At 53.6% G+C, this 13,815-nt stretch carries 15 protein-coding genes; all 15 read left to right on the forward strand.

The annotated features are described in order from the left end of the window. Positions 1-2 precede the first annotated feature (2 nt). Positions 3-434 (forward strand): HIT family protein, encoded by a 432-nt coding sequence (locus ACFQO0_RS09170; protein ID WP_382233874.1) that lies wholly within the window; start codon positions 3-5, stop codon positions 432-434. 77 nt (positions 435-511) lie between these two features. After that, on the forward strand, positions 512-949 hold the full coding sequence (locus tag ACFQO0_RS09175) for a gamma-butyrobetaine hydroxylase family protein (protein WP_382233876.1): 438 nt from the start codon (positions 512-514) through the stop codon (positions 947-949). A 95-nt stretch (positions 950-1,044) separates the two neighbouring features. After that, entirely contained in the window at positions 1,045-1,779 is a 735-nt protein-coding gene (gene ubiE / locus ACFQO0_RS09180; RefSeq protein WP_382233878.1) for a bifunctional demethylmenaquinone methyltransferase/2-methoxy-6-polyprenyl-1,4-benzoquinol methylase UbiE, read from the forward strand. A gap of 8 nt (positions 1,780-1,787) precedes the next feature. Beyond that, positions 1,788-2,738, forward strand: coding sequence for a Tim44 domain-containing protein (locus ACFQO0_RS09185; RefSeq protein ID WP_382233880.1), 951 nt, complete (start codon positions 1,788-1,790; stop codon positions 2,736-2,738). 138 nt (positions 2,739-2,876) lie between these two features. After that, positions 2,877-3,464, forward strand: a complete 588-nt coding sequence (locus tag ACFQO0_RS09190) for a ubiquinone biosynthesis accessory factor UbiJ (RefSeq protein WP_382233882.1) — start codon at positions 2,877-2,879, stop codon at positions 3,462-3,464. A gap of 8 nt (positions 3,465-3,472) precedes the next feature. Beyond that, positions 3,473-5,035, forward strand: a complete 1,563-nt coding sequence (ubiB, locus tag ACFQO0_RS09195) for a ubiquinone biosynthesis regulatory protein kinase UbiB (RefSeq protein ID WP_382234092.1) — start codon at positions 3,473-3,475, stop codon at positions 5,033-5,035. 83 nt (positions 5,036-5,118) lie between these two features. Next, positions 5,119-5,976, forward strand: a complete 858-nt coding sequence (locus tag ACFQO0_RS09200; RefSeq protein WP_382233884.1) for a hypothetical protein — start codon at positions 5,119-5,121, stop codon at positions 5,974-5,976. A gap of 186 nt (positions 5,977-6,162) precedes the next feature. Next, on the forward strand, positions 6,163-7,263 hold the full coding sequence (locus ACFQO0_RS09205) for an ABC transporter ATP-binding protein (protein WP_382233886.1): 1,101 nt from the start codon (positions 6,163-6,165) through the stop codon (positions 7,261-7,263). Beyond that, on the forward strand, positions 7,226-8,179 hold the full coding sequence (locus ACFQO0_RS09210) for an ABC transporter permease (RefSeq protein WP_382233888.1): 954 nt from the start codon (positions 7,226-7,228) through the stop codon (positions 8,177-8,179). The genes ACFQO0_RS09205 and ACFQO0_RS09210 overlap by 38 nt, the downstream gene beginning before the upstream one ends. Further along, entirely contained in the window at positions 8,172-8,957 is a 786-nt protein-coding gene (locus ACFQO0_RS09215; protein WP_382233890.1) for an ABC transporter permease, read from the forward strand. The genes ACFQO0_RS09210 and ACFQO0_RS09215 overlap by 8 nt, the downstream gene beginning before the upstream one ends. A 20-nt stretch (positions 8,958-8,977) precedes the next feature. Next, a complete protein-coding gene (locus ACFQO0_RS09220) occupies positions 8,978-10,051 on the forward strand; it encodes an ABC transporter substrate-binding protein (RefSeq protein ID WP_382233892.1) in 1,074 nt (357 codons plus the stop codon). 203 nt (positions 10,052-10,254) lie between these two features. Beyond that, complete coding sequence (locus ACFQO0_RS09225) at positions 10,255-10,602, forward strand: FmdB family zinc ribbon protein (protein ID WP_382233894.1); 348 nt, start codon at positions 10,255-10,257, stop codon at positions 10,600-10,602. Positions 10,603-10,652: 50 nt separating this feature from the next. Next, a complete protein-coding gene (locus ACFQO0_RS09230; RefSeq protein ID WP_382233896.1) occupies positions 10,653-11,294 on the forward strand; it encodes a DUF502 domain-containing protein in 642 nt (213 codons plus the stop codon). A gap of 60 nt (positions 11,295-11,354) precedes the next feature. Beyond that, a complete protein-coding gene (aspS, locus tag ACFQO0_RS09235; protein ID WP_382233898.1) occupies positions 11,355-13,160 on the forward strand; it encodes an aspartate--tRNA ligase in 1,806 nt (601 codons plus the stop codon). Between the two features lie 108 nt (positions 13,161-13,268). Further along, positions 13,269-13,787 (forward strand): dihydroneopterin triphosphate diphosphatase, encoded by a 519-nt coding sequence (gene nudB / locus ACFQO0_RS09240; RefSeq protein WP_382233900.1) that lies wholly within the window; start codon positions 13,269-13,271, stop codon positions 13,785-13,787. The last annotated feature ends 28 nt before the right edge of the window (positions 13,788-13,815 follow it).

Below are 13,815 nucleotides of genomic sequence, written 5' to 3' on the forward strand. Positions count from 1 at the left end.
GCATGACGGCGGCCTGCGAGCTGTGTGAAGAATCCGGCGGCGAAATCCTGTTCCGCAATGAGCAGTTGCGTGTCGTATTAGTTGCAGATGCCAATTACCCGGGCTTTTGCCGCGTGATCTGGAATGCCCACGTCAAGGAAATGACCGATCTGGCGATAGAAGACCGGTCCACCTTGATGCGCGCCGTGTGTCAGGTCGAAGCCGCGTTGCGTGAAGTGATGCAGCCGGAAAAAATCAACCTGGCCTGCCTCGGCAATATGGTGCCGCATCTGCACTGGCATTTGATTCCCCGCTTCAGCGACGATGCGCATTTCCCTCATCCGGTCTGGGCACCAGCAGTTCGCCAGACCGTGGACGGAGTGCTGTCGCACAGGCGCGCCTTGTTACCGGCCTTGCGTGCCGCGGTCACGCGCCACGTCTCTTGCGCAAGCTGAGATGCCGGCTTCAATATAAATATTCTTTGCAGATGCAAAAATAATTTGCTTCTGCGCAATCCGAACGAGAGACGATCATGACTGGTTCCAAACAAACACCCCCGACGCCACAACCAACCGGGCTCACAGTGCGCAAGCAATCGCGCGTGCTGGAGATCGAATTTGACGATGGTAAAAGTTTTTCCTTGCCGTTTGAATTGCTGCGCGTCTGGTCGCCTTCGGCAGAAGTGCGCGGTCATGGCCCGGGACAGGAAACCCTGCAAACCGGCCAGCGCAATGTGGAAATCACGGCGGTAGAACCGGTCGGCAATTACGCGATCAAACCAGTGTTTTCCGATGGCCACGATACCGGCATTTTTTCGTGGGAATATCTGCACCACCTCGGCAGTGAAAAAGATGCTTTGTGGGAAGATTACCTGCGCCGCTTGGAAGCGGCCGGCTTTACGCGTGAAAGCGGGCGCGATGCGCCGATGAACAAGGCCGTAGTGAGTGGCAGCGGTTGCGGTAGCCATTGATTTCAAAGCGGTTTTTGCCCTGAGCACAAATAAATTTCACGTTTATTTCACATTTTCTTAACGCATGTATAATCTAGTTAATTGAGCTGCCAGCCATGACAAATTCAACACATTTCGGTTATCAAACCGTCGCTGAAGAAGAGAAGGTCCACAAGGTCGCTGAAGTGTTTCATTCAGTGGCGGCAAAGTACGACGTGATGAACGATGTCATGTCGGCCGGGCTGCATCGCTTGTGGAAGACATTCACGATTGCGCAGGCTGGCATACGTCCAGGCTTTAAGGTGCTGGATATTGCAGGCGGTACCGGTGACTTGGCCAAGGCATTTGCCAAAAAGGCAGGACCAACCGGTGAAGTCTGGTTGACGGATATTAATGAGTCGATGTTGCGTGTCGGGCGCGATCGGCTGTTGAATAATGGCATGATCATCCCAACATCCTTATGCGATGCGGAGAAACTGCCATTCCCCGATAACTATTTTGATCGTGTAAGCGTAGCGTTTGGCTTGCGCAACATGACACACAAAGATGTGGCGCTGGCAGAAATGCGGCGCGTATTGAAGCCCGGCGGCAAGTTGCTGGTGCTGGAGTTTTCCAAGGTGTGGGAGCCTTTGAAAAAACCGTATGACGTTTATTCGTTTTCCGTGTTGCCGTGGTTGGGTCAACGCATAGCAGGCGATGCCGATAGTTACCGCTATCTGGCTGAATCGATCCGCATGCATCCCGATCAAGAAACACTGAAAAAAATGATGCAGGATGCAGGACTCGAAAGAGTTGAGTATTTCAATTTGACAGCCGGCGTGGCGGCATTACACACCGGTATAAAACTTTAGGAGGCAGCATGAAGAAATTATTATTGGTAGTGGCGGTCATGGTCAGCTCTATGACCTTTATCGCGACTGAAGTCCAGGCTAAACGCATGGGCGGTGGTGGTTCCTTCGGCAAGCAATCGCAAAGTTATCAGCGTTCGGCTCCGGCACAATCTTCGCCGACTAACACTGCCAAGCCTGCGGCAGCACCAGCAGCGGCTGGCGCGACAGGCGCAGCAGCAGCGGCCAAACCTAGCATGATGCGCAACATCCTTGGCGGCGCATTGCTGGGCCTGGGTCTGGGCGCATTGTTGTCGCACCTGGGTATCGGTGGCGCGTTGGCCAGCATGATCAGCACCATTTTGATGGTCGGTTTGTTCGCGTTCGCTGCGATGTTCATCTATCGCATGATCAAGAACAAGAGCGCAGGCAATCAACAAGGCGGTCTGCAACCTTCGTTCCCGAACAACTTCTCGGCAAAGAGCAATACGCCTGAAATCGGTTCGCGCATTGACCAGTCTTACGGTCAGCCTTCGGCATTGCAATCGGCAGCGCCTTTGGCATCCGGTTCCGCGTTTGGTACACCACATGAAGCCGGCAATGATAGTGATTTGCCTGCCGACTTTGACGTACAAGCGTTCATCCGCAATGCAAAAACATATTTCATCCGCCTGCAAGCGGCGTGGGACAAAGGCGATGTCAACGACATCCGCGAATTCACCACACCAGAAATGTTTGGCGAATTGAAAGCGCAGTTGCTGGAACGCGGCTCGTCGGAAAACCATACCGATGTCATTTCGCTTGAAGGTATTTTCTACGGCGTGGAAACCGTAGGTGACGATTACATCGCCAGCATCAAGTTCACCGGCCTGATCAATGAAGGTGCAGGCGCACCGACAGAACCGTTCAGCGAAGCGTGGAACCTGTCGAAGCCAGTGCATGGCGATGGCGGTTGGGTACTGGCTGGTATTCAACAGCTGTAACAGCCACTGAAAATCGGCAAGTCCTTAGGGATTTGCCACGATGTAGATAGTTAGCGCTGCCTTACGGCAAACTGCTAAACTTGAAGCCGCCCGTGAATAGTCACCGGCGGCTTTGTTTTTGGCTAGACCATTTTGACGATGACTTCTTTTTCTCCCTCCCATATTTTTCCGGCTGCCATCAATCACCTGCTAGCGCAGGAAGCATGGGCACGCGCCAAACTGATTCCGCATGCAGGCAAGATCGCGGTACTCGATGGCGGCGTATTGGCTGCACGCCTGAAGGTGACGGCCGACGGCATGCTGGAGGCCGCGACAGTGCATGATGTTGCAACAGTCACTATACGTGTTGCCTTATCCGATCTGCCTGTCATCATGCAAAATCGCGAGCGCGCTTTTTCCTATGTGAAGATAGACGGCGATGCCGATTTCGCTAATACGATCTCGCAACTCAGCCAGGGTTTGCGCTGGGAAGCAGAAGACGACCTGAGCAAGTTTGTCGGCGATATCGCCGCCAACCGTATTGCTGGCGGCGCGCGCTCCGCGGCACAGGCAGCCAAATCCCTGCATCAGTCTGTAAGCGAAAACGTGGCCGAGTATTTTCTGGAAGAGAATCCCATGTTGATTCGTCCGCAAGCAGTGACCGAATTTACCGCCGATGTGACCAGATTGCGCGACGACGTTGCGCGCCTGGCCAAGCGTATAGAAAAGCTGAAGGGCATTAGTTAATGACATCAATGATCTTGAAATTTGTCCGCGTATTGAAAATTTTGCGTGTCGCGATCCGCTACGGCCTCGACGACATCGCAATGTCCGGCCTGGCAATCCCGCGCACGACCAAGTTGCTGAATCAAATGATGTTCTGGCGCGACCTGTCGGAGCCGCGTGCTGTGCGCCTGCGCCGCGCGCTGGAAGATCTCGGTCCTATCTTCGTCAAGTTCGGTCAGGTCCTGTCGACGCGTCGCGACTTGATGCCGATGGATATCGCCGATGAGCTGGCGCGCTTGCAGGATCGCGTGCCGCCGTTTTCTTCCGAGCTGGCGATTGCACAGATTATCAAATCGCTGGGCGCGCATCCCGACGTGCTGTTTGCCCATTTTGAAGCCGAGCCTGTGGCGTCGGCTTCGATTGCGCAGGTGCACTTTGCCAGATTGAAAAACGGCAAGGAGGTGGCGGTCAAGGTGCTGCGTCCCGGCATCAAGAAATCCATAGACGACGATGTCGCGCTGATGCATATCGTGGCCGGCCTGGTTGAAAAATTGTGGGCCGATGGCAAGCGCCTGAAGCCGAAAGAAGTCGTTGCCGAGTTCGACAAGTATCTGCACGATGAACTCGACCTGATGCGCGAAGCCGCCAACGGCAGCCAGTTGCGCCGCAATTTCGCCAAATCAGATTTGCTGGTCGTGCCGGAAATGCACTGGGACTATTGCTCGACGTCGGTCATCGTGATGGAACGCATGAACGGCATCCCGATTTCGCAAACCGACAGGCTGATTGCTGCCGGCATCGACTTGAAAAAACTGTCGCGCGATGGCGTCGAGATTTTCTTCACACAGGTTTTCCGCGACGGCTTTTTCCACGCCGACATGCATCCAGGGAATATTCAGGTGTCGGTCGCCGCCGATACCTTCGGTCGTTACATCGCACTCGATTTCGGTATCGTCGGCACGCTCAACGATTTCGATAAAGACTACCTGTCGCAAAACTTCCTCGCCTTCTTCCGCCGCGATTACAAACGCGTTGCGGAAGCGCATATCGAATCCGGCTGGGCGCCGAAAGAAACGCGCGTGGACGAACTGGAATCTGCAGTGCGCGCCTGCTGCGAACCGATCTTCGACCGACCGTTAAGTGAAATTTCATTCGGCCAGGTGCTGCTGCGCCTGTTCCAGACCTCGCGCCGCTTCAATGTAGAAGTGCAGCCGCAACTGGTACTGCTGCAAAAGACCTTGTTGAATGTCGAAGGGCTGGGTCGCCAACTGGATCCAGAACTCGATCTGTGGAAAACCGCAAAACCGTATCTAGAAAACTGGATGAACGAGCAGGTCGGCTGGCGCGGCTTCCTGGAAAACCTGAAAGCCGAAGCGCCACGCTACAGCAAACTGCTGCCGCAACTGCCACGCCTTGCGCATCAAGCGTTGACGCAAGCATCCGAGCCGCGGCACGACAATACCGAGTTGATGAAGCGTTTGCTGGAAGAACAGAAGCGCACCAATCTGCTGCTGGGGACGGCGATTTACTTTGGTGTTGGCTTGGTAGGCGGCGGAATTTTGACGCTGGTGTTTTTTACTTTCGGTGGGTGATGCTGAGTAATTGAGGAATATAGATTCGCATCACTTTTCTCCATAATTCCGATTTGTGAATAATCATACGTTTAACTTTAGACATGAAGTCACCGACCAGTTCATCATTGCTGACGTCCGAGTTACCTATATCGGCAATGGCACCCAACTCGCCGTTTTTAGCTACAAATGTGCTAATGGCTGCGCCAGTGGTAACGCCAACCGCAGCTGCAATGACGATAACATCCCCTACGACTCCTGACTTAAATAGTCCGCTAGTTACCGCAGACGCACTTGCGAATGGATTCGCAACCCTTGTTGGAGCACTTCTAGGCGCTTTGCTTGCTTACTGGTTTCAAACCAGAGTTCTGCGCAAGCAAGAACAAAAATCTGCTTTACTCTCCGCTCATCGAACGATGTTTTCCCTCCTTCAGCAGATAAATACGATCCTGCTCATACAAAGAGACTTTGTTTTCAAGGAGCTTGAGAATCCAGTACGTTTTATTTCAATTCAACCTACGTCACCATTTGATCCAAACAAGAATGTTTTGAATGTAAACGATCTTTCGTTCTTGCTGGATACGGCCGAGGGTCGTACTGTTCTTCTTGAACTTTATATCGCACAAGAAAACTATGTTGAGGCAATCAACCATTGGAACTTGCGTTCGAATACTCATGTGCAGCAGTTGCAGCCAGCGCTTGTGGCAGCAGGGATACTCCCCAACGCAATGGTGAATATCAAGTCTTTTGAAGCGGCCCTGGGGCCGCTCTTGCTTGGAACGATGGTTAATACAACTGATAACAGTCTGCTTGCTCTACGGAGAGCGTTTAAAAAATTAACTTTATGTAAAGACAAGGTTCGGGCGTATGCAGTTCGACGATTCAAGCGTAATGATTTCACGGACTTTGATTGCCCAGATACGTGGGGTTTGACCGAGAAAAAATCGACTGAATCCGAATGAAAGTGAAGCGCCTATTTACCTGTGAGATGTAATTTTTTAAAGACGAAGCTAAGTTCTTCTTTAAATTCCAATAAATTTCAGTTCCCCTTTCAAGACGCCATTTTTTTAGAAATCAATTTCGCTATTTGCTACAATTGCCCCGTTTTTTCATTCCCTGTAACCCCTTGCAGCCCGGCCCAGGACAAGATGGCGCTTCTCGAAATTCGCAATCTCACTCGCCGTTTCGGCGATAACACCGTAGTCGACAACATCAGTCTTTCGATTGAGGCTGGCGAGTTCTTTACGTTGCTGGGTCCGTCGGGCTGCGGCAAGACGACACTGCTGCGCATGATTGCCGGCTTCGACGAACCAGACGCGGGACAAATCCTGCTTGATGGCGTGGACCTGACCGGGGTGCCGCCCGAGCAGCGCGCGGTGCGTACCGTATTCCAGAATTACGCTCTGTTCCCGCATATGACGGTGGCAGGCAATATCGCGTTTCCTTTGGAAATGGCGAACACACCGAAATCCGAGATCAAGCAAAAAGTCGATGAAGCGCTGGAAGATGTGCGCCTCACCGGTTTTGCCGCGCGCTATCCGCATGAATTGTCCGGCGGTCAGCGGCAACGCGTATCGATCGCACGCGCTTTGGTGACGCGTCCCAAATTATTGCTGCTGGATGAGCCGCTGTCGGCACTGGATGCGCAATTGCGCGAGCAGATGCAGATCGAGTTGATCAATCTGCAGAAGGAAGTCGGCATTACCTTTATCTACGTCACGCACGATCAGGCCGAGGCGCTGGCGCTGTCGCACCGCATCGCCGTGATGAACAAGGGGCAGGTCGAGCAGCTCGATGAGCCTACGCGTATCTACAGTTATCCACGCAGCCGGTTTGTCGCAGACTTTATTGGTACCTGCAATCTGTTCGACGGCACCGTGACAGATATCGCCGGCGACATGATGTCGCTGGATGTACCGGGCATGGGCGCGGTGAAGGCGTTAACGGTGGCTGGCGTAGCGGTCGGCAGCAAGGGTACGATCGCCTTGCGGCCGGAAAAAATCCAGGTCAGCGCCGAGATCGTGAGCGGCGTGCCTGATGAAAATCACTTCGACGGCTACGTCAAGGAATTGCTCTACATGGGCGGCGTGACTGTCTATATCGTAGAGACCGAGGGCGGCGTGCGCATAGAAACGCTGCTCGCCAATTCCGCCATCGGCAGGCCGCGCTTCTATGAAGTCGGCGACACTGTCGATGTTGCATGGCGCGTCGATGCCGGTCATTTCCTGGCTGACACTGTTCATGGCTAATGTTGTGCAAAAAGCGGTGAATACTCCGGCTGGCGGCAAGCAATCCGTGGCGCGCTGGCTGATTAGCGGGCCGCCGCTGCTGTATCTGATTTTCTTCTTCGCAGTGCCGACGCTGATCATGGCGTTTGCGGCATTTCGTTATCCCGGCGATTACGGCGGCTTGGCTCCCTTGTTCGATGAGAGCGGTGCGCTGGATCTGACGCTGGAAAGCTTCGCGCCGTTTTTCTCCGATTTCGTCTACACAGCGATTTTCCTGAAGTCGTTTTTGTTCGCCGTCATTACGACTCTGGTTTGCTTGTTGATGGCATATCCGCTGGCGCTGTTGATCGCACGTAGTCCGCAGAAGTGGCGCAGCCTGCTGGTGCTGCTGGTGATCCTGCCGTTCTGGAGCAATTTTCTGATACGCATTTATGCGTGGATCATCATTCTGGGGCCGCAATCGGCATTAACGCGTGGCGTGAATGCGGTGCTGGGCGTGTTCGGTTTCGAACCGGTGACCTTGCTCTACAGCGCCTTTGCAGTGATCGTCGGCCTCGTCTATGTGCATCTGCCGTTCATGGTGTTGCCGCTGTATGCCAATCTGGAAAAACACGATCCAGCCTTGCTCGATGCCGCACAGGATTTGGGCGCGAATGCATGGCAGCGCTTCTGGCGCGTGACATTTCCGCTGTCGCTGCCCGGCGTGTATGCGGGCGCAGCCTTGGTTTTCATCCCGGCGCTGGGGATTTTTGCGGTGTCGGATCTGCTCGGTGGCACCGGCGGCATCATGATAGGCAACGTTATCAAGCAGCAATTCCTCGATTCGCGCGACTGGCCGTTTGGCAGCGTGTTGTCCATCATGCTGACGGTAGCAGCGCTGGCGGCAGCCGGTTTGGCGGCCTTGCTGGCAAGACCGCGCAGGAGGGCGCATGGCTAGGTCTGGAAACAAGCGCCTCTCGATCGGACTGACGCTGGCAGCGGTGCTGGTCTATGCATTTTTATATATACCGCTGATGATCGTGGTCGTGTATTCATTCAATGATTCGCGCCTGAGTGCAGAGTGGGTGGGCTTTACGCTGGACTGGTATCGCAAGTTGTTCGCCAATGAAGAAATGCTGCGCGCCGCCGGCAATTCGCTGATCATCGCGCTGGTGTCGAGTGCAGTATCAACGGTGCTGGGAACGATGGCCGGTTTTGCGTTGCATAGATACAAAATCCGTGCGCTGCAGATACTGGTGCTGACGCCGATTGCGATTCCTGAAATTCTGGTCGGCGTGTCGCTGCTGATTTTCTTCGTGATGCTGAATCTGACTTTGGGCATGCTGTCGGTGACGCTGGCGCATATTGCTTTCAGTCTGGGCTTCGTCGCGATTGTGGTACGTTCACGGTTGAGCGGCATGGATGAAAGCTTGACCGAGGCGGCGCGCGATTGTGGTGCAACGCCGTGGCAGGCATTCCGGCGCGTAACCTTGCCTTTGATCATGCCGGGCGTGGTGGCGGGCGCGCTGATGGCGTTTACGCTGTCGATTGATGATTTCGTGATTACCTTCTTTACTGCCGGTGCGAATACGCAAACCTTGCCGCTGCAGATTTATTCAATGCTCAAGATTGCGGTTACGCCGGAAGTGAATGCCGTTTCCACGCTGCTGATGGCATTGACTTTGCTTCTGATTGTGATCGCTTCCAAATTGTCACCTAACGCCTTACGTTCCTGATTCTTTTCTCTGGACTCGCCATGAAAAAATTATTCGCTATTGCCTCGCTGATGTTGCTCGCCGTTTCCACCGCCACCTCAGCGCAGGCACAAAACAAGTTGCATCTGTATAACTGGAACAATTATCTCGCGGCAGAAACCGTGCAGCGCTTCGAGGCGGCATGCAAATGTCAGCTGGTACAAAGCTACTACGGCGACAACGAGGAAATGCTGGCCAAGCTGGCTGCCGGCGCCAAAGGCTACGACCTGATCGTGCCGACCGGGAACGCCTTGCAATCGCTGATCAAGCAAAACGCCTTGCAGCCTATCGACAAGAGCAAGTTGAGTAACTTCAAGAACCTGAATCCTCAATACCTGACCACCGATTTCGACAAGGGCAATGTGTACTCGGTGCCGTATGCATATACGATCACGCTGCTGGGTTACAACGAGCAAAAGATGAAAGAGCTGGGCGTGCCGGTCGATAGCTGGGCCGCGATTTTCGATCCGGCGATTCTGGCCAAGATCAAGGGTAAGGTGACTGTGCTGGATTCTGCCAATGAGTTGATGGCGGCGGCATTGAAGTATCTGGGTTACTCGGTCAACGACACCGATGAAAAACACTGGCAGGAAGCCAAGAACGTCATCCTGAAAGCCAAACCTTACTGGGCCGCGTTCAACGGTACCAGCTATATCAAGGGCTTGACGGTAGGCGATATCTGGCTGGTGCATGGTTATTCCAGCGATATTTACCAGGCCGATATCGATGCGCAAAAAGCCGGCCGCAAGTTCCGCATACGTCACGCCTTGCCGAAAGAGGGCGCAGCGATGTCGCTCGATAGTCTGGTGATACCAAAAGATGCGCCGCGTGCGGATCTGGCGCATCAGTTCATCAATCTCGTGCTGGACGGCAAAAATTCTGCCGAACTGACCAATATGATAGGTACCGGCAATCCGAACAGTGCTGCGCTTGCTTACATCAAGCCTGAAATTTCAAAGAACCCGGCGATCTTCCCCGATGCGGCAAATGCCGCCAAACTGGAAATGCTGAAAGACTTGAACAGCAAGCAACGCCGCGCACTGAATCGCATCTGGACCGAAATTCGCGCCAAATAAGGCCCCTTTATTACTTGCGAAGACGCGTATTGTGATGTCGCCTTTGCAAGGGATGCCCGTTATCTGGCTGGCGGCAGCTGGGTCGCTGCCATCAAGCAGGTGTTTTCCGCCCGGCGGCAGGACACCTCGCGCAAATCCGCAGTAAATCGGGGCTGAAAACCTTTATAATTCAGGGTTTTGTAAGATTTTCGCGGGAATTTGTCATGCCGATTTATGCGTACCGTTGTGAAGCCTGTGGTTTTGCCAAAGATGCGTTGCAAAAGATGTCCGATCCAGTCCTGACCGAGTGTCCGCAATGCGGCAAGGCCACGTTCAAGAAACAGTTAACCGCCGCCGGTTTTCAGCTCAAGGGCACTGGTTGGTATGTCACTGACTTTCGGGGCGGTCAGGGTGGCACGACAGCACCTGCAGTTGCCAGCACGGCCGGCAGCGATGCGCCTGCTGCCAAATCCGATACCGCCGCTTCGGCAGCCAGCGCCACGCCGGCACCTGCAGTCGCGTCGGCAACATCGGCTGCTGCGACTACTGCGACTACCAAATCCGATTCATGACATTGCATCGTGCCGGAACAGTCCGGCCGATTTTTTTACGGTAAATCATCATGCGTAAATATTTCATTACCGGTTTGCTGATCCTCGTTCCGCTTGCGATCACCTTGTGGGTGTTGAACCTGATCGTCGGCACGATGGATCAGTCACTGCTCCTGCTGCCGGCGCGCTGGCGGCCGGAGGCACTGTTCGGTTTTGCGATTCCCGGACTCGGGACGATACTGACGCTGCTGATCATTTTCCTGACCGGTCTCGCCACACGCAACTTTATCGGCAATCGTGTGGTCGCTTTGTGGGAATCGGTGTTAAAGCGCATCCCGGTATTCAACACAATTTACTCTAGCGTCAAGCAAGTGTCGGACACCTTGTTCTCTTCATCCGGCAATGCCTTCCGCAAGGCACTGTTGGTGCAGTATCCGCGTCAGGGTTCGTGGACGATTGCTTTCATGACCGGCGCGCCGGGCGGCGATGTACGCAATCATTTGACCGGCGACTATGTCAGCGTCTATGTGCCGACTACACCTAATCCGACTTCGGGATTCTTTCTGATGGTGCCGCGTGCGGACACGATAGAACTCGACATGAATGTCGATGAGGCTTTGAAATACATCGTATCCATGGGCGTCGTTACACCTGAATATTTCGATAAAACACACATCATCGATCCGAACAAGGTGCACTCGGACGAAGTTTAGCAATGAGCAATCGCGTATTTCTGTGATTGAAAACAAGAAACCTGAAACTGGAAATTGAATATGTCTATGCGAACCCAATACTGTGGTCTTACTTCCGAAACGCTGCTCGACCAAACCGTCAGCCTGTGCGGCTGGGTCCATCGTCGTCGTGATCATGGCGGCGTGATTTTCATCGATCTGCGCGATCGCGAAGGTCTGGTGCAAGTGGTGTGCGATCCGGATCGCGTCGATGTGTTCAAGGCAGCGGAAGCTGTGCGTAACGAATTCTGCCTGCGCATCACCGGTGTCGTACGTCACCGTCCTGACGGCACCAGCAACAGCAATCTGACTTCGGGCAAGATCGAAGTATTGGCACATGAACTGGAAGTGTTGAACCCATCGGTGACGCCACCGTTCCAGCTGGACGATGACAATCTGTCGGAAACCACACGCCTGACCCATCGCGTGCTGGATCTGCGCCGTCCGCAAATGCAAAACAATCTGCGTCTGCGTTACAAGGTCACGATGGAAGTGCGCAAGTTCCTCGATGCGCAAGGGTTCATCGATATCGAAACACCGATGCTGACCAAGTCGACGCCAGAAGGCGCACGCGATTATCTGGTGCCTTCCCGTGTCAACGCCGGCCACTTCTTCGCGTTGCCGCAATCGCCGCAATTGTTCAAGCAATTGCTGATGGTTGCCAACTTCGATCGCTATTACCAGATCGTCAAATGCTTCCGTGATGAAGATTTGCGTGCTGATCGTCAGCCTGAATTTACGCAAATCGATTGCGAAACTTCGTTCATGAACGAGCAGGAAATCCGCGATATGTTCGAAGGCATGATTCGCCTGGTCTTCAAAAATTGTCTGAACGTTGATCTGCCTAACCCATTCCCAGTCATGGATTACGCCACCGCGATGGGTATGTATGGTTCGGACAAGCCGGACATGCGCGTCAAGCTCGAATTCACCGATCTGACCGCGATCATGAAGGATGTCGAATTCAAGGTATTCTCCGGCGCAGCGAATATGGAAAACGGACGCGTAGTCGGCTTGCGCGTTCCAGGCGGCGGCGCGATGCCACGTTCCGAGATCGATGCATATACGCAGTTCGTCGCGATCTACGGTGCCAAAGGTCTGGCGTACATCAAGGTCAATGAAAAAGCCAAGGGCCGCGATGGTCTGCAGTCGCCTATCGTGAAAAATATCCACGACGAAGCGCTGGCAAAAATCATCGAAGCAACCGGCGCACAAGATGGCGACCTGATTTTCTTCGGTGCCGATAAGGCCAAGGTTGTGAATGATGCGATCGGCGCGCTGCGCGTCAAAGTCGGTCACAGCGATTTCGGCAAGAAAAACGGTTTGTTCGACGACGAATGGCGTCCATTGTGGGTAGTCGATTTCCCTATGTTCGAATTCGACGAAGACAATCAGCGCTGGTCGGCAACCCATCATCCATTCACCGCTCCGAAAGACGGTCACGAAGACTTGATGGAAACCGATCCGGGCAAATGCCTGTCCAAAGCCTACGATATGGTCTTGAACGGCTGGGAACTGGGCGGCGGTTCAGTCCGTATCCACCGTGCCGATGTACAAAGCAAGGTGTTCCGCGCATTGAAGATTGGTGCAGAAGAAGCGCAACTGAAGTTCGGCTTCCTGCTGGACGCATTGCAATACGGCGCGCCACCGCATGGTGGCTTGGCATTCGGCCTCGACCGCATTGTCACCATGATGACCGGTGCTGAATCGATACGCGACGTGATCGCTTTCCCTAAAACCCAGCGTGCGCAATGCCTGTTGACACAAGCGCCTTCGGAAGTCGATGAAAAGCAATTGCGCGAATTGCATATTCGTTTGCGCAATGTGGAACCTGCAGTAAAAGGCTAAGTTCCTTGGGGACATTGCTTTTTACGGCATAATAAAAAGGCGCGGAATTCCGCGCCTTTTTTTCGCTCCAATGCTTGAGTAATTCGCACTTTGAAAGACACGATTGGTATGAGCCGGCCTTACAAAATTCCTGAGTCTGTTTTAGTGGTAATTCATACCGCTCAGCTGGAAGTGCTGTTGATAGAGCGTGCCGACAGGCCTGGCTTCTGGCAGTCTGTGACCGGTTCCAAGGATAGTGTGGACGAGCTTTTCCTGGAAACGGCGGTACGCGAAGTTGAGGAAGAAACCGGGATTGCGGTGCGAAATTTGCCTTTTGAACAAGAGCAGGTTGCAGGATTGGTCACAATAAGCGCCCATGTTCCGCTGGAAAATCTCAAGGATTGGCAACTTTCCAATGTCTATGACATCTATCCGGTATGGCAGCACCGTTATGGCCCGGATGTGACACGCAATACCGAACATGTATTCGGGTTGCGGGTGCCACGCGACATTCCGGTTGTGCTGGCCCCGCGCGAGCATTTGAACTTTGTGTGGCTGCCGTATCGCGAAGCTGCGGATAAATGTTTTTCTGCCTCGAATGCCGAAGCAATTTTACTGTTGCCGAAGTACGTCGATAGGGCGGGATAAGCGACTTTCTGCCATTGACCGGGATACA

Source organism: Herminiimonas aquatilis, from assembly GCF_042665175.1.
Taxonomy (GTDB): Bacteria; Pseudomonadota; Gammaproteobacteria; order Burkholderiales; family Burkholderiaceae_D; genus Oxalicibacterium; species Oxalicibacterium aquatilis.